Genomic DNA, 16,086 nt, shown 5'->3' on the forward strand with positions numbered 1-16,086 from the left:
CTCCTGAGGTAAAGCGATAAACATAATTTTCGTCTGTTACTTGGTTCCGGTGGCTTTTTTCAGCGCCATCCGGGCGGTAATACGCAGTCGCAGCAAGCGCCATAAAATCCAGATTAGCGTAGCGGCGGCAATGCTGGCCGTCAGTAAATAAGTATCGTTATAGGCGAGGATATTTGCCTCAAGCGACGTAACGGTTTGTAGCTGGGCGATCGCCTGGGTGTTCAGCAATGCGCTGTCGCCAATCAGGCTTTTGTACATCTGGCTGTACATCTGTAGACGCTCATTCACCAGCGGATTTAGCGTGGTGAGCTGATCGGCCAGCAGGCTGGAGTGATATTTTTCACGCCAGGTCTGGAACGTGCCGAGAATGGCGGAGCCCAGCAGACCGCCGATGTTCTGACTCATCCCAAATAAGACGGAAAAACTGACCAGGTTGCGCGGATCGGCGATGACGCCGCCGATACCCGCCAGCATTGCCGGGGCAAGGAAGAACGCGCTGCTAAAGCCGAGTAAAAATTGGCTGACCATTAACTGGTCGGGGCGCGTCAGGTTTGTGGAGTGGCTGTCGAGCAGCGAGGCGACGATCATCAATGCCAGCGACGTAATCACGGGCCAGGCCAGCCGCGTCGGTTTAATCGTCAGGCAACTGGTGATGATGCCGCACACAATACCAGCGAAAATTGACCAGGCCAGATGCGTCATTTGCTCATTCTGTAAGCCAGCGTATTGCAGCCAGCCAATTACGCCGGTGTTTTGCTCCGCCAGCACAATGCGGATCAGCAACATAATCAGCCCCAGGCGGAGAATACTGCCGCTGGAGAGCCAGCGCGTATTCAACAGCGGATTGCTGCGGTTATGCTCGAACACAATTGCGCTGATGATGAGTACCGTCGCCAGCGCCAGAGACCAGCCAATCCAGGGCGCTTCAAACCACCAGTCCAGTCGCCCCAGCGACAGCACGGCACAGACCAGCGCCATGCCGGGCGCGAGCAGAATAAAAGTAATAAAGTCTTTCTTTTCAAAAACCTTACGTCTGTCGCCGGGAGGCAGTTTTAAGGCGATGACGCAGCCCAGCGAAACCAGCGCCAGTCCCAGCTCAAAGAAGTACAGGCCGCGCCACTCATCCAGTTGCAGCAGTTCGGTAGAGAACAACCGGGCGAGGGGAATAGCCAGCGACGACCCGGTAATACCGATCGTTAACGCTTTCAGACGGTGTTTCGCAGGCCAGGCCTGTATCTGATAATAAATACCCAGCGAACTGAGCGCGGCGGCGACCATACCGTGCGCCGCGCGTACCATTAGCGCGGAACTCAGATCGTTGACGAAGAGGTGAAAAAAGGTGACCAGCACATACAGCACCAGAAAACCTTCGGTAAATGCCCGCAGACCAAACTGCTGGCGAAATTTCACCAGCAGCAGGTTAATTGAGACATTGGTCATGACATAGACGGCAGGCAGCCAGGCGATCTCCGTCGACCAGGCGGCAAAGGTGCCCTGTAAATTTTGCAGATTCGCGGTCACGACCGCGTTCCCGAGTGCGCCGGTCAGACACACCAGCAGGCCGACCACGCCGTAGGCGATGCGTTTCGGCGTGCTGTGAATGGGAGTCGAAGGTGAGCCTAACAGCGCGGGCTTTTCGTGAGGCTGCCACTCGCGAGGAGCATAAGGATCGCGTTGGGGCAGGCGCATAACGTCGTATACCTTTGTATTATTTTAATGATTAGCGGGCTAATGATTCTACGTCTGACGTAAACCATAATTCAAGTGAATATGAAAACGCCCGGTAAATCAAATATTCATTGCCGTTAAGCCGGGATTTTCTCTCATTGAACGTTGTTTGACATCAACGCTTTATCTCACCCTCTCACCACAGGATAATCAGCGGATCGTCTTTCGGAGTGATCTGGTACTCACCAGAAGCCACTCCGGTACTCTGCAAGGAACACAGGAGGAAGAACCATGAGAATGAGACCGTTTCCGGCATTATCCAGTGCAACGCTGGAAGCAGCGAACACGCTGGGGCATTGGCTGGCCCAAAATGACTTCTCTGGTGACGCGCCGTATCAGGCTGACTGCGTTGTGCTGGCGGGGAATGCCGTCATCCCGGCGATAGACGCCGCCTGCAACATAGCGAAAGCGCAGCAGATCCCGCTGTTGATCAGCGGCGGCATCGGCCATTCCACCACGTTTCTCTATGCCGCCATCGCCGGGCACCCGCGCTACAACACCATACGCACCACCGGGCGTACGGAAGCCAAAATCCTCGCGGATATCGCTCATCAGTTCTGGCAGATCCCGACGGAGAACATTTGCCCAGAAGACAAGTCAACAAACTGCGGTGAGAACGCGCAGTTTAGCTGCGCCCTGATTGGTCAGGTATCGGCGCCCATTAACACCGCCATTATCGTACAGGACCCGACAATGCAACGCCGGACGATGGCGACGTTCCGCCGCGTCACCTGCGACGATCCCGATTCGCCCCGCTGGTTGAGCTATCCTGGTATTGTCCCGACGCTGTGCCAGCACGATGACGGCGTGGATTTTGCCGGAGAACAGAAGGGGTTGTGGTCCGTGGATCGCTATCTCTCCCTGATTGCGGGAGAGCTTCCGCGCTTACGGGATGATGAAACCGGCTACGGGCCGCGTGGCCGCGACTTTATTGTGCACGTTGATATTCCCGCTGACGTTGAGGCGGCGTGGCAGACGCTGCAAAATGACGCTGACCTGATTGAGACCATGAACAGTCGTTCGTTGCGTTAATGTTACTTTCTTGCCCGTTTGCGGAAATTTACGCTCAAACGGGCAAACTCTCTCCCCGATATCGCCCCTCTGACAGAACCTTCCTGGCTGCTTTTATGAAGCACATCACAAAACCAGCACCGCAGACGCCCCTGAGAACATGTGATTGTTATTACTTAACAATGATTTTACTTGTTAATAACAATTCAATTACAGGAGCAGCGCATGTCCGCACCCGTACAACACCCGATGTATATCAATGGTCAATTTGTTAGCTGGCAGGGAGACGCATGGATTGATGTGGTGAATCCTGCCACCGAAGAACTGCTCTCCCGTATTCCTGATGGCGGCGCGCAAGAGGCGCGTCAGGCCATTGACGCCGCTGCGCGCGCTCAGCCGGAATGGGAGGCGCTGCCTGCGATTGAACGCGCGGGGTGGCTGAGAAAGATCGCGGCAGGGATTCGTGAGCGGGCAGAAGAGATCAGCGCGCTGATTGTCGCGGAAGGCGGAAAAATCCAGCAGCTGGCGCAGGTGGAAGTCGCGTTCACCGCTGACTACATCGAATATATGGCCGAGTGGGCGCGCCGTTATGAAGGCGAGATCCTGCAAAGCGACCGCCCCGGAGAAAATATTCTGGTCTTTAAACGCGCGCTGGGCGTCACCACCGGGATTCTGCCGTGGAACTTTCCGTTCTTTTTGATTGCCCGTAAGCTCGCTCCGGCGTTGTTGACCGGGAATACCATCGTCATTAAACCCAGCGAATTTACGCCAAACAATGCCATTGCTTTCGCGCAGATCGTGCATGACATCGGCTTACCGAAAGGCGTATTCAACCTGGTGCTGGGACGCGGTGAAACAGTTGGGCAGGAGCTGGCGGGGAACCCGAAAGTCGCGATGGTAAGCATGACCGGCAGCGTGGTCGCCGGCGAGAAAATTATGGCGGCGGCAGCGAAAAACATCACTAAAGTTTGCCTGGAACTGGGCGGGAAAGCCCCGGCAATCGTGATGGACGATGCGGATCTTGAACTGGCCGTGAAAGCGATTGTGGATTCCAGAGTGATCAACACCGGGCAGGTCTGTAACTGTGCTGAGCGCGTTTATGTGCAAAAAGGGATTTACGATCGCTTTGTGAATCGTCTGGGCGAGGCGATGAAAGCGGTTCAGTTTGGCGATCCGGCACAGCGTGATGACATCGCAATGGGGCCGCTGATTAACGCTGCCGCTCTGGAGCGGGTAGAGCAGAAAGTGGCGCGTGCCGTACAGGAAGGCGCTCGCGTGGCGTTGGGCGGCAAGGCCGTGGAGGGCAAAGGTTATTATTATCCACCGACGCTGCTGCTGGATGTTCGCCAGGAGATGACCATCATACATGAGGAGACATTTGGCCCCGTGCTGCCGGTTGTGGCGTTTGATACGCTGGAAGAGGCGCTGGAGATGGCGAACGACAGCGATTACGGTCTGACATCGTCTGTATATACGCAAAACCTGAATGTTGCGATGAAGGCGATCGGCGGACTGAAATTCGGCGAGACCTACATCAATCGCGAAAACTTTGAGGCGATGCAGGGATTCCATGCTGGCTGGCGCAAGTCAGGTATTGGCGGGGCGGATGGCAAACACGGTCTGAATGAATATCTGCAAACGCAGGTGGTCTATTTGCAGTCCTGATGTAGCAGGCCGGGGTTTTCCCCGGCCTGCTAATGGCGGTCACACTTTGGTCGCAATCCAGTTCATCATCAGTTCCGGCCAGACCGCGACCGGCAATCCTTGCGTATCACGAATGCCAAACCCGTGTTTTCCTCGCTCAAACAGATGCATTTCCACCGGTACGCCAGAACGGCGCAGCGCGTTAAAAAATACCAGGCTGTTTTCCACCTTTACCGCCGGATCGTCGATGGCATGCAGCAGAAATGTGGGCGGCGTAGCGGCATCCGTGCGTTCCTCAAGCGAGTAGTGGCGAATCTGTTCATCGTCAGGTTCCGCGCCCATCAGCTCAAGGCGTGAGCCGGGATGATAAATGTCGTCATGCATGGTGATGACCGGATAGACCAGCGCCATAAAAGCAGGGCGGGCGTTGATTTCATCCAGGCTGTCGATGGGGGGACAGGCGGGTTCAGCAAAACGCGTCCCCAGACTGGCGGCGACATGCGCACCGGCAGAAAAACCCAGCACTCCGATGCGTTCCGGGTCGATCTTCCACGCTTGCGCATTGGCGCGAAGATAGCGCATCGCGCGCTGCACATCCGCCAGCGGCGCGTTTGCCCCCTCATCATGGCCATCTCCGGGCATCCGGTAGGTCATCACGAACAGGGTATAACCACGCGCATTAAAAAAGGGTGCCAGCGCGCTGCCTTCTTTGTCCAGCACGACGCGCCGGTAGGAACCGCCTGGCGTCACGAGAAGCCCCACGCCGTTGGGTTTATCTGGCGCGTAAACGGTGATTTCAGGAGATCGGACGCCCGTGACGGCGCGATCGAAGATGGATGTACCGGTATGCCGCGGTTCTGGCGTAAAAACAGCATCGCTGTTTTTCGCTCCGGGGGCTTCGCCATCAGGCCAGAGGGTAAATGTGGCTGAGCGGGAGACGGCTTGCGCCATCATTTCTTCTAAGGTTTCGCGGCTGAATACGTCCATGACTGTGCTCACTCAGTGATAAACGTTATCTATAACACAGTTAATCCATTGAAAATCGGAAGGGATTCACATCGTCTTGAATGACCAGATAAATGGTGAAAACGGCGGAGGAACAATGCCTCCGCCAGAGGGTCAGAGTTTGGCGAATTTATCCAGCGTGCGAATAAGTTGGGTCACAAAACCGTACTCGTTATCGTACCAGGCGACGGTTTTCACCAGTTGCAGATCGCCCACTGCGCTGATTTCAGTTTGCGTGGCATCGAACACCGAACCGAAATGTGAGCCGATGATATCGGAAGAGACGATCTCTTCATCGGTATAGCCAAACGACGGATTATGGGTTGTCGCTTTCTTCAGCGCCGCGTTGATCTCTTCCGCAGTGACTTTTTTCTCCAGAATCGAAACCAGTTCGGTTACAGAGCCGGTTTTCACTGGAACGCGCTGAGCATGGCCTTTAAGTTTTCCGCTCAGTTCAGGAATCACCAGACCAATGGCCTTCGCCGCGCCGGTGGTGTGGGGGATGATGTTTTCCGCCGCCGCCCGCGAAGCGCGCAGATCCTTCCCGCGCGGCCCGTCAACCAGCGACTGGGTTCCGGTGTAGGCGTGAATTGTGGTCATGGTGCCAACCTGAATGCCAAAGTTGTCATTCAGCGCTTTCGCCATCGGCGCCAGGCAGTTGGTAGTGCAGGATGCGACAGAAACAATCTGGTCGCTGGCATCCAGCGTGTCGTCATTCACGTTGAAGACAATGGTTTTCATATCGCCAGCCGGGGCGGAAATCAGCACTTTTTTAGCGCCAGCGTCGAGGTGCGCTTTGGACTTCTCGGCTGAGGTATAGAAGCCGGTGCACTCGACAATGATCCCGGCGCCGGTGGTTTTCCACGGAATATTTTTAGCCTCTTTTTCTGCGTAAACCGCAATTTTCTTGCCGTCCACAATCAGCGCGTCTTCGGTGAAATCCACACTCCAGGGGAATACGCCGTAGTTTGAGTCATATTTCAACAGATACGCGAGGATTTTAGGGGAGGTCAGGTCATTGATGGCGACGACATCAATGTCGCTTTTCACTTCCAGCAGACGACGTAACACCAGACGACCGATACGACCAAAGCCGTTAATGCCAATTTTACTCATGGTTTTCTCCTGTCAGGATGCAACGGTACGACACATTTTTTCCCTACCAGGCATAGTCCAGTCAGGCGTCCAGGGCAATAACAGATTTTGCGGCTAAGCGTAACTGGTTGAAATTGGGTGAACAAAAGTTAATGAATTTTTAACAAAAGCTCGCTATGTTGACGCTTTATTTTTTTACTCAGGACGTGTTATGAGCAATAAGTACACAAGCCTGCAAATTGGCATCCACTGGCTGGTCTTTTTACTGGTTATTGTGACCTACTGTGCGATGGAGTTGAGGGGATTTGCGCCCCGCAGCTATCGTCCGTGGATCAATATGGTTCATGTCTCGTGCGGGATGACAATCCTGGTGTTGATGGTGACGCGCCTGCTGGTCAGACTGAAATACCCGGCGCCGCCCATTGTGCCAAAACCAAAGCCGATGGTGACCGGAATGGCGCATCTTGGGCATCTGGTGATCTATCTGCTGTTTATTGTCTTGCCGATTATTGGCCTGGTGATGATGTATAACCGGGGCAATCCCTGGGTTGCGTTCGGCCTGGTGATGCCGCATGCGTCAGACGCTAATTTTGAGGTGGTGGATATGCTGAAAACCTGGCATATCACGCTGGCGAAACTGGGGTATTTTGTCATTGGCTTGCATGCCGCCGCGGCGCTGATGCATCACTACGTCTGGAAAGACAATACGCTGTTGCGCATGATGCCGCGCAAACGTTCCTGACTCTTCTCACCACCCCGCGTAATGCGGGGTTTCTTTTAGAAAACACCTGCGTGTAACCAGACCCGTGACGCAGGTGAAGGAAACGGGTCTACATCGGAAGCGGGCAGTATAGCTATTTGTCATACAAATAGCGAGATGCTGCTGTTGGTTTTACAGCCACATAACAAATCTGATAGTATACCCCCCTATAGTATGGAGGGCGTATGCCGCATTCACCTGAAGATAAAAAACGTATTCTCACTCGGGTTCGCCGTATCCGCGGGCAGGTTGACGCGCTGGAACGGGCGCTGGAGTCAGGAGAACCTTGCCTGGCGATCCTGCAACAGATTGCCGCCGTTCGCGGCGCATCTAACGGGCTGATGGGAGAGATGGTTGAGATTCACCTGAAAGATGAACTGGTCAGCGGCGACACCACGCCGGATCAACGCGCCGTGCGCATGGCTGAAATCGGCCACCTTCTGCGCGCTTATCTAAAATAAACAGATCACCTCACAATAATGGGAAGAGACAAATGAAATCACGTGCAGCAGTTGCATTTGGCCCCGGCCAGCCGTTAAAGATTGTTGAAATTGACGTCGCGCCGCCGCAAAAAGGCGAAGTGCTGGTCAAAATTACCCATACCGGCGTTTGCCATACGGATGCGTTTACGCTCTCCGGCGACGACCCGGAAGGCGTGTTCCCGGCGGTGCTGGGTCACGAAGGCGGTGGCGTGGTGGTTGACGTTGGCGAAGGCGTCACCAGTCTGAAGCCTGGCGATCATGTTATTCCGCTGTATACCGCAGAATGCGGCGAGTGTAAGTTCTGTAAATCCGGCAAAACCAACCTGTGCCAGGCGGTGCGCGCCACACAGGGTAAAGGGTTGATGCCGGATGGCACCACCCGTTTTTCTTACAACGGCGAACCTGTCTATCACTATATGGGCACCAGCACATTCAGTGAATATACCGTTTGTGCTGAAATTTCCCTGGCGAAAGTCAATCCGCAGGCGCCGCTGGATAAAGTCTGTCTGCTGGGGTGCGGCGTCACCACAGGGATTGGCGCGGTACACAACACGGCAAAAGTAAAAGAAGGGGATAGCGTTGCGGTCTTTGGCCTGGGCGGTATCGGCCTGGCGGTGATTCAGGGAGCGGTGCAGGCGAAAGCCGGGCGTATTCTGGCGGTTGACACCAACCCGGAGAAATTCAAACTGGCGGAAGAAATGGGCGCGACCGATTTCATTAACCCGAATGACTATGACAAACCCATCCAGGATGTGATTGTTGAGCTGACCGATGGCGGCGTCGATTTCAGTTTTGAATGTATCGGTAACGTCAATGTGATGCGCGCAGCGCTGGAATGCTGCCACAAAGGCTGGGGCGAGAGCATCATCATCGGCGTGGCTGGCGCAGGCCAGGAAATTAAAACCCGTCCGTTCCAGCTTGTTACCGGGCGCGTCTGGCGCGGTTCCGCTTTTGGTGGTGTGAAAGGGCGTAGCCAACTGCCAGGCATGGTGGAAGAGGCAATGGCAGGGAAAATTCGTCTGGACCCGTTCATTACCCATCGCTTGCCGCTTGATCAAATCAACGATGCCTTTGATTTAATGCATCAGGGCAAGTCCATTCGCACCGTTATCCATTTCGGTGATAACTGATTCACATGCCAGCGGGTCTGCCGCTGGCACTTTCCTGAATTTTCAGGAATAAATGTTGTGAAAATGTGACAAACATTCCGATTTTCACCGTAAGCAAACTTCCTGGAATGCCGATGACTATCTAACGGGCGTGTTTTATACGCAATAACCTACAAGAGAGTCGACGGTCATGGACAACACATCAACGATGCAAGCACCGCATAAGCTGGGTTTTCTGCATCATATTCGGCTGGTTCCGCTGTTTTCCTCCATTCTCGGTGGCATCCTTCTTCTGTTCGCACTCAGTTCCGGGCTGGCGGGGTACTTCTTGCTACAGGCAGATCGTGACCAGCGGGATGTGACGGACGAAATTCAGGTGCGGATGGGCTTATCCAACAGTTCTAACCATCTGCGTACCGCGCGTATCAATATGATCCATGCAGGCGCGGCGAGCCGCATTGCTGAAATGGACGACATGAAAGCCAATATCGCTGAGGCGGAGAAGCGGATTAAGCAGTCGCAGGAAGGCTTTAACGTCTTTATGGCGCGGGCGGTAAAAACACCGGCGGACGAAGCGCTGGATGCGGAGCTGAATACCCGCTTCAAAGCCTATATTGATGGCCTGCAACCTATGTTGAAATACGCCAGAAACGGCATGTTCGAGGCGATTATCAACCATGAAAACGAACAGGCCAGACCGCTTGATACCGCGTATAACACCGTATTGCTCAAGGCGATTGAGCTACGCACGGCGCGCGCGAATCAGCTTAGCGACCAGGCGCATCAGCGCAGCCAACTGGGATTGATGTTCATGATTGGAGCGTTCGCGCTGGCGCTGGTGCTTACGCTACTGACGTTTATCGCGCTCCGCCGGACGGTAATCAACCCTCTGCAACGTGCTGCGCAGCGTATTGAACAGATTGCCGCAGGCGATCTCACCATGCCGGATGATCCAACCGGACGCAGCGAAATCGGTCGCTTAAGCCGCCATCTCCAGAAGATGCAGTCCTCTCTGGGGCAAACGGTGGGAACGGTACGTCAGGGGGCGGAAGAGATTTATCGCGGCACCAGTGAGATTTCCGCCGGCAATACCGATTTGTCATCGCGAACGGAAGAGCAGGCCGCAGCAATTGAACAGACCGCAGCCAGCATGGAAGAACTCACGGCCACGGTGAAACAGAATGCGGACAACGCGCACCATGCCAGCAAACTGGCGGAAGACGCCTCCGGCAAAGCCAGTCACGGTGGTCAGATGGTGTCTGGCGTCGTGAAAACAATGGGCAACATCTCCAATAGCTCGAAGAAAATTTCCGAGATCACCGCCGTCATCAACAGCATCGCTTTCCAGACCAATATCCTGGCGCTTAACGCGGCAGTTGAAGCGGCGCGAGCGGGTGAACAAGGGCGCGGCTTCGCCGTGGTCGCCAGTGAAGTGCGCACGCTGGCAAGCCGCAGTGCGCAGGCGGCGAAAGAAATTGAAGGGCTGATCAGCGAATCGGTCAGACTGATTGACCAGGGCTCCGGGGAAGTCGTCGCAGCAGGCAACACCATGAATGATATTGTCGATGCCGTGCGACGCGTAACGGACATTATGCTGGAGATCGCCGCAGCCTCTGATGAGCAAAGTCGTGGGATTGTGCAGGTGAGCCAGGCGATTTCCGAGATGGATAAGGTCACGCAGCAAAACGCCTCGCTGGTCGAAGAGGCCTCTGCCGCCGCCGCGTCTCTGGAAGAGCAGGCCGCTCGCTTAACCGAAGCGGTCGGGGCGTTTCGTTTGCAGGGGGGAAGTGCGATTAAACGCGCGCCGTCTGTGGACGTCGTCGCCAGTTCATCACCGCAGCCGGTAACAACCAGCGGTGATAACTGGGAAACGTTTTAAGTCTTAATATTGCCGGGTAACGACGCTAACGCGTCTTATCCGGCATTTATTTGAGGGCGCATTCAGTGCGGCATGGATTTACGGATAGCGGCGATCAGCGCCTGCGCGCCGGGAGAAAGCGGCGTGTCCACGCGGGTGAGGATGCCAATCGGTTCGCCAGCGCCCAGGGTGGGAATCGGCAGTGATACCAGCGTAGCCTGGCGCAGATCTTCTTTCACCGCGCCTGAAGGGACAAACCAGACGTAGTCATAATCAACGGTAAGCTGGCGAGACAGCGAGGCCGACAGCGTTTCGATGCAGCCAACGGGCATTTTGCAGCCCTGACTTTGTAGCAGACCTTCCGCATTCTGCCGGGGAGCGGTGCCTTTGGGCGACACGACCACTGGCCATTCCATCACACGGCTTAAGGTGACGGTTTCCTGTAACAGCGGGTGATTAGGGCGCACAACCAGCTTCAGCGACTCCAGAAACAGCAACTCGTAATTCAGACCGCTCATCAATTCCGGGTCGGACATCCGGCCAATACCGAGATCGATTTCCCCCGTTTTTAAGCCAGCGAGCAGCATCGGGTTATTCATGGTGGCGACCTGTAACGTCGTCTCTTTTTGCTGCTTATGGAACTGACCAATAACGGCCGGAAGGATACCCAATGCGGCGGTGGGCAATGCGCCAATGCGCACCACATCATTATTGAGGCTTTCTTTGCGATTCAACGCCTGGCCAGCGGTATTAAGCGCATCAAGCACTTTTACCGCATGGGTGAGGAACTGTTCGCCGGGCAGCGTTAACTGCGCGCCGAGGCGACCGCGCTCAAAAAGGCGGGTTCCGGTCAGTTGCTCCAGCTCGTTAAGCGTTTTAGAGAGTGCAGGTTGACTCAGGTTAAGGGTTTCAGCCGCGCGCCCCAGTGTTCCTTGTTGGGCGACAGCTACAAAAGTATGAAGATGGCGCAAACGGATGCGCTGACTAAACAAGCTATTTTTTTCCATAAGCGATGTTAAAAACAGAGCGGTGCCGGTGACAAGTAAAGTTATTGGTTTTTGATAACCTGATAGCAAAATATTATTAACATCTAACTCATTTCTTTTACAAGAAGTTTGTTTTGCTTATGTTTTGTACGATTCACAGTGATGTGAGAATAATGACAATGCGTGGCGCAGAAAGCGACAGGTCATAACGTGAGTTCATACTTGAAAGAGACATCAAGCGGGTTCACAATCCTGTGCAGGGTGATGGCGTTCCACCTTATTCCAACCGCCTCGTTTCAGTAGGCTGATGACGCCTGATATGACTCTTTATCACCAGGAGCGTGTCGGGCTGGTCAATACTCTTCCGGTTCCTCATGCTTTTTCCAACAGGAAACAACAATGATATATGTAATTGGTCACCTCAATCCTGATAGCGATGCTATCTGTACGGCCATGATGACGGCGCGCTGGCTGACGTTACGCGGGCAGGAGGCAGTGGCGTTCCGCACGGGGGAAGCCAACCGTGAGACGCAGTTTATTTTTGCGCAGGCGGGGTTGCCCATTCCTGAACGATTAAGCGTTCCGCTCACCGATCGGGACGTCTGGCTGGTTGATTTTACCGAACCAGCCCAGGGGCCGGATTCTTTAGCGCAGAGTAACGTTGTTGGCATTATTGACCATCACCGCTTAGGCGGGTTGATCACCCGACTGCCGCCGGAAGTGTGGGTAAAACCTGTTGGCAGTAGCGCAACATTACTGTGGCAACTGATGACGGATGCCATTCGAAAACAGCTTTCACCCGCAGAAGCGACGTTATTACTGGGCGCCGTTCTGAGTGACACTGTCACGCTTCGTTCGCCGACAACGACCCCGGATGACCGCCTTGCGGTGGAATCGCTCAGCCAGCTCGCCGGTTTGTCTCTTGAACGCTTTAGCCGCGATCTTCTGTACGCGAAAACCAGCGTGGAAGGGATGAACGCCAGCCAGCTTCTTCAGAAGGACATGAAAACCTTTACTGTCCACGGGCAGCGGGTTTGCGTGGCGCAGCTTGAGCTGTATGCGCTGGAGCAGGTTGATGCGATGATGGACGACCTGCGTGAGGAAATGGCGCGCTATGCTGCCGGGGCAGACGCGGCGCTGGTTGTTCTGATGCTCACGGATATCAATCTCGGTTATTCCCGCCTCTGGTTTGCCGGAGATGCCCAGCCGGACGTCCCGCACCCCTGCGAGGTGGAAGGGATGCTGAGCCGTAAGAAACAGATGCTCCCCTGGCTGGAACATCACCTGAATCCGCACAGGTGAGATCACACTTTGTAAATTCTTCCCACCAGAGTGAACGGCGTTTTCTACACTCCAGGTAATATTCACTGGAGGCATGACATTATGGCGAACACCATCGCGGCTGATGAGATTCGGGAACACTTTTCGCAGGCAATGTCAGCAATGTACCAGCAGGAAGTTCCACAGTACGGTACATTGCTGGAACTTGTCGCTGATGTGAATCTGACGGTACTGGAAAATAATCCCACGCTGCATGAAAAGCTGGCCAACGCGGATGAGCTGGCGCGGCTGAACGTTGAACGGCATGGCGCGATTCGGGTGGGTACGGCGCAGGAGCTTTCCACCTTGCGCCGAATGTTTGCGATTATGGGGATGTATCCCGTCAGTTATTACGACCTTTCTCAGGCGGGCGTTCCCGTTCATTCCACCGCCTTTCGCCCCATTGACGATGCGTCGCTTTCCCGCAACCCGTTTCGCGTATTCACCTCGCTATTACGGCTGGAGTTAATTGAGAACACGGCGCTGCGCCAACGCGCGGCGGATATTCTGGCGAAGCGCGATATCTTTACGCCGCGCTGTCGCGAACTTCTGGACGTCTTTGATGCGCAGGGCAATTTTACCGGGGCGCAGGCGCGGGAGTTTGTGCAGGAGGCGCTGGAGACTTTCCGCTGGCACCGGCACGCCACGGTGGACAGGGAAACGTATCAGGCATTACATAATGAACACCGTCTGATTGCTGACGTGGTGTGTTTTCCGGGGTGCCACATTAACCACCTGACGCCGCGCACGCTGGATATCGACAAAGTGCAGTTGATGATGCCGGAATGCGGTATCGAACCCAAGATCCTGATTGAAGGGCCGCCGCGCCGTGAGGTGCCGATTCTGTTACGCCAGACCAGTTTCAAGGCGCTGGAAGAGTCGGTGCTGTTTGCCGGTGAAACGGAGGGCAGCCATACGGCACGTTTTGGTGAGATTGAACAGCGCGGCGTGGCGCTGACGCCTGAAGGGCGGCGGTTGTACGATGCGTTACTGCATAAGGCGGGGGCGGGCAAAGATAATCTTACGCATCAGCTGCATTTGCAGGCGGTCTTTAACGCTTTCCCGGACAGCGAATTTTTACTGCGCCAGCAGGGGCTCGCCTGGTTTCGCTACCGGTTAACGCCTGCCGGTGAATCGCACCGCCAGTCTATTCATCCGGGCGACGACCCACAGCCGCTGATTGAACGCGGTTGGGTGGTGGCACAACCCATTACCTATGAAGATTTTCTGCCGGTAAGCGCGGCCGGAATATTCCAGTCTAACCTGGGTAACGAAACCCAGTCGCGCAGCCACGGCAATGCCAGCCGCGACGCCTTTGAGCAGGCGTTAGGGTGCCCGGTATATGATGAGTTTGCGCTTTATCAGGCGGCGGAAGAACGCAGTAAACGGCGTTGCGGACTGCTCTGATCGCGGTATGCTGTCGGGATGTGAAGGAAAAGGAATGCGTCATGTTGAATCCCTCCATCCCGCTTGTCGAAACACAACAGGGAAATGTCATGGGTGTCGTGCAAAACGACATCCACATCTGGCGCGGTATACCGTATGCCGCACCGCCTACGGGTCAGCTCCGCTGGCGGGCGCCACAGCCTGCCGCTCCCTGGCAGGGCGAACGCCCTGCGAATACATTTTCATGCGCCAGCTGGCAGGATATTGAATATTGTCGCGAGCTTGGCGGGGGCGATCCGGGGCGTTTTTCCGAGGATTGCCTGTATCTGAACATCTGGGCGCCCGCGGTGCGCCCGCAGCCGTTGCCGGTGATGGTCTGGCTGCATGGCGGCGGCTACACCATCGGCGCGGGAGGATTACCGCCTTACGACGGTTGTGCGCTGGCGAAGCGCGATGTCGTGGTAGTCACGCTCAATTATCGTCTTGGTCACCTGGGATTTTTTGCTCATCCGGCCCTTGATGGCGAGGACGGCGAATGCGTGCATAACTTCGCCTTGCTCGATCAGATCGCGGCGCTACGCTGGGTGCAGGACAATATTGCCGCTTTCGGCGGCGATGCGCAGAATGTGACGCTGTTCGGCGAGTCCGCTGGCGCGCGTAGCGTCCTGTCGTTGATGGCGTCCCCACGGGCAAAGGGCCTGTTCCATAAAGCTATTATTCAGAGTGGTTATACGTTACCGGATACGCCGCGCGAGGTCGCGCTGCAAAAGGGCATCGAACTGGCGGCGCATTTTAATTTGCCGGACGCTACTGCTGAACAATTGCGGGCGCTACCGGCGGAGGCATTCTGGCCGCTGGGCGCGCCGTTGAAAATCGCGCCGACGCCGATTTCCGGCGATGCGGTATTGCCACAGCCGATGATGGAGACCTTCTTTGCCGGAAAGCAGCACCCAATGCCGGTTCTGATTGGCTCCAACAGCGACGAAGCGAGCGTGATGGCGGTGTTTGGCGTTGATCTCGCCGGGCAGATCGCGAAATTGCGGCGCGAACGCCGACTGGGGTTAGGGCTGATCAAGCTGCTCTATCCCGGCGTGAAGGGTGATGAGGAACTGGGGCGTCAGGTCTGCCGCGATATGGCGTTCACCACGTTGGGCTATGTGGTGATGCAGGCGCAGCAGCGGGTAGGCGAACCGTGCTGGCGATACTGGTTTGACTATGTCGCGGAAACTGAACACACAACCTACGCCAACGGCGCCTGGCACGGAAATGAAGTGCCGTATGTCTTTGATACGCTGACGCTGGCGGAACCCGCGCGCAATTACGTGAATGACAACGATCTGGCGTTTGCCCGGCATATCGCCAATTACTGGGTTAATTTCGCCCGTCACGCCAGCCGGACCTGCGATGTTCTGCATGGTCCGGTGCGCTGGCCCGCCTGCGTTCAGGGGCGGGATCGCTTGTTACGCATCGGACTGAATAAATTTGCCGGTTTTAAAGTAGAGAACCGCTTTATGGGTGCGCGGATGGCGCTGTTCAAACGGGTGATGAAACATCACGTCAGTCTGGAATAATGGCGAGATGTTCGGCAGGTTGCGCTTTTCATAACCTGAAAGCGCGCCATCTGCATTTACACGGTATTCAGTCTGTTCTTATCGACATAAAATATTTTGGCTTTTGTACAGATTATCGACAGCCAACAATT

13 protein-coding genes and 1 riboswitch are annotated in these 16,086 nt (G+C 55.3%); of the genes, 9 read left to right on the forward strand and 4 right to left on the reverse strand.

What is annotated here, in order from left to right:
• Nucleotides 1-36: 36 nt before the first annotated feature.
• On the reverse strand, nt 37-1,689 hold the full coding sequence (locus CKO_RS06190; RefSeq protein ID WP_012132320.1) for an MFS transporter: 1,653 nt from the start codon (nt 1,687-1,689) through the stop codon (nt 37-39).
• 270 nt (nt 1,690-1,959) lie between these two features.
• Here CKO_RS06190 and CKO_RS06195 point away from each other — a divergent pair, with 270 nt between their 5' ends.
• Both CKO_RS06195 and aldA read left to right on the forward strand, forming a co-directional pair.
• Complete coding sequence (locus tag CKO_RS06195; protein ID WP_012132322.1) at nt 1,960-2,760, forward strand: YdcF family protein; 801 nt, start codon at nt 1,960-1,962, stop codon at nt 2,758-2,760.
• 204 nt (nt 2,761-2,964) lie between these two features.
• The gene (gene aldA / locus CKO_RS06200; RefSeq protein WP_024130317.1) at nt 2,965-4,404 is read left to right on the forward strand and encodes an aldehyde dehydrogenase; all 1,440 of its coding nucleotides are present in this window, start codon (nt 2,965-2,967) and stop codon (nt 4,402-4,404) included.
• A 39-nt stretch (nt 4,405-4,443) separates the two neighbouring features.
• Here the strand turns inward: aldA and CKO_RS06205 are convergent, their stop codons facing one another.
• Both CKO_RS06205 and gap read right to left on the reverse strand, forming a co-directional pair.
• Complete coding sequence (locus CKO_RS06205) at nt 4,444-5,370, reverse strand: alpha/beta hydrolase (RefSeq protein ID WP_012132324.1); 927 nt, start codon at nt 5,368-5,370, stop codon at nt 4,444-4,446.
• Nucleotides 5,371-5,502: 132 nt separating this feature from the next.
• Nucleotides 5,503-6,504 (reverse strand): type I glyceraldehyde-3-phosphate dehydrogenase, encoded by a 1,002-nt coding sequence (gene gap / locus CKO_RS06210; RefSeq protein WP_012132325.1) that lies wholly within the window; start codon nt 6,502-6,504, stop codon nt 5,503-5,505.
• 190 nt (nt 6,505-6,694) lie between these two features.
• Between gap and cybB the strand changes: the two genes are divergently transcribed.
• From cybB to CKO_RS06230, 4 genes are all read left to right on the forward strand, one after another.
• On the forward strand, nt 6,695-7,225 hold the full coding sequence (gene cybB / locus CKO_RS06215; protein ID WP_012132327.1) for a cytochrome b561: 531 nt from the start codon (nt 6,695-6,697) through the stop codon (nt 7,223-7,225).
• A gap of 203 nt (nt 7,226-7,428) precedes the next feature.
• Nucleotides 7,429-7,704 (forward strand): metal/formaldehyde-sensitive transcriptional repressor, encoded by a 276-nt coding sequence (locus CKO_RS06220; protein ID WP_012132328.1) that lies wholly within the window; start codon nt 7,429-7,431, stop codon nt 7,702-7,704.
• A gap of 32 nt (nt 7,705-7,736) precedes the next feature.
• Nucleotides 7,737-8,855 carry an S-(hydroxymethyl)glutathione dehydrogenase/class III alcohol dehydrogenase gene (locus tag CKO_RS06225; RefSeq protein ID WP_012132329.1) on the forward strand — a complete coding sequence of 373 codons (1,119 nt, stop codon included), beginning with the start codon at nt 7,737-7,739 and terminating at the stop codon, nt 8,853-8,855.
• Between the two features lie 169 nt (nt 8,856-9,024).
• Nucleotides 9,025-10,713: a methyl-accepting chemotaxis protein gene (locus tag CKO_RS06230; RefSeq protein ID WP_012132330.1), complete on the forward strand. Its 1,689-nt coding sequence runs from the start codon at nt 9,025-9,027 to the stop codon at nt 10,711-10,713.
• 62 nt (nt 10,714-10,775) lie between these two features.
• Here the strand turns inward: CKO_RS06230 and CKO_RS06235 are convergent, their stop codons facing one another.
• Nucleotides 10,776-11,699, reverse strand: a complete 924-nt coding sequence (locus CKO_RS06235; RefSeq protein ID WP_012132331.1) for a LysR substrate-binding domain-containing protein — start codon at nt 11,697-11,699, stop codon at nt 10,776-10,778.
• A 230-nt stretch (nt 11,700-11,929) separates the two neighbouring features.
• A riboswitch (Fluoride riboswitch) is annotated at nt 11,930-12,002 on the forward strand.
• 75 nt (nt 12,003-12,077) lie between these two features.
• Here CKO_RS06235 and CKO_RS06240 point away from each other — a divergent pair.
• The 3 genes from CKO_RS06240 to CKO_RS06250 all read left to right on the forward strand — a co-directional run bounded on the left by CKO_RS06240 (nt 12,078) and on the right by CKO_RS06250 (nt 15,955).
• Complete coding sequence (locus CKO_RS06240) at nt 12,078-12,980, forward strand: DHHA2 domain-containing protein (protein WP_012132332.1); 903 nt, start codon at nt 12,078-12,080, stop codon at nt 12,978-12,980.
• A gap of 81 nt (nt 12,981-13,061) precedes the next feature.
• Nucleotides 13,062-14,405 carry a 2-oxoadipate dioxygenase/decarboxylase HglS gene (gene hglS, locus CKO_RS06245; protein WP_012132333.1) on the forward strand — a complete coding sequence of 448 codons (1,344 nt, stop codon included), beginning with the start codon at nt 13,062-13,064 and terminating at the stop codon, nt 14,403-14,405.
• Between the two features lie 41 nt (nt 14,406-14,446).
• Nucleotides 14,447-15,955, forward strand: coding sequence for a carboxylesterase/lipase family protein (locus CKO_RS06250; RefSeq protein ID WP_024130318.1), 1,509 nt, complete (start codon nt 14,447-14,449; stop codon nt 15,953-15,955).
• Nucleotides 15,956-16,086: the final 131 nt, after the last annotated feature.

The sequence above is a fragment of the Citrobacter koseri ATCC BAA-895 genome (assembly GCF_000018045.1).
Lineage (GTDB): Bacteria > Pseudomonadota > Gammaproteobacteria > Enterobacterales > Enterobacteriaceae > Citrobacter_B > Citrobacter_B koseri.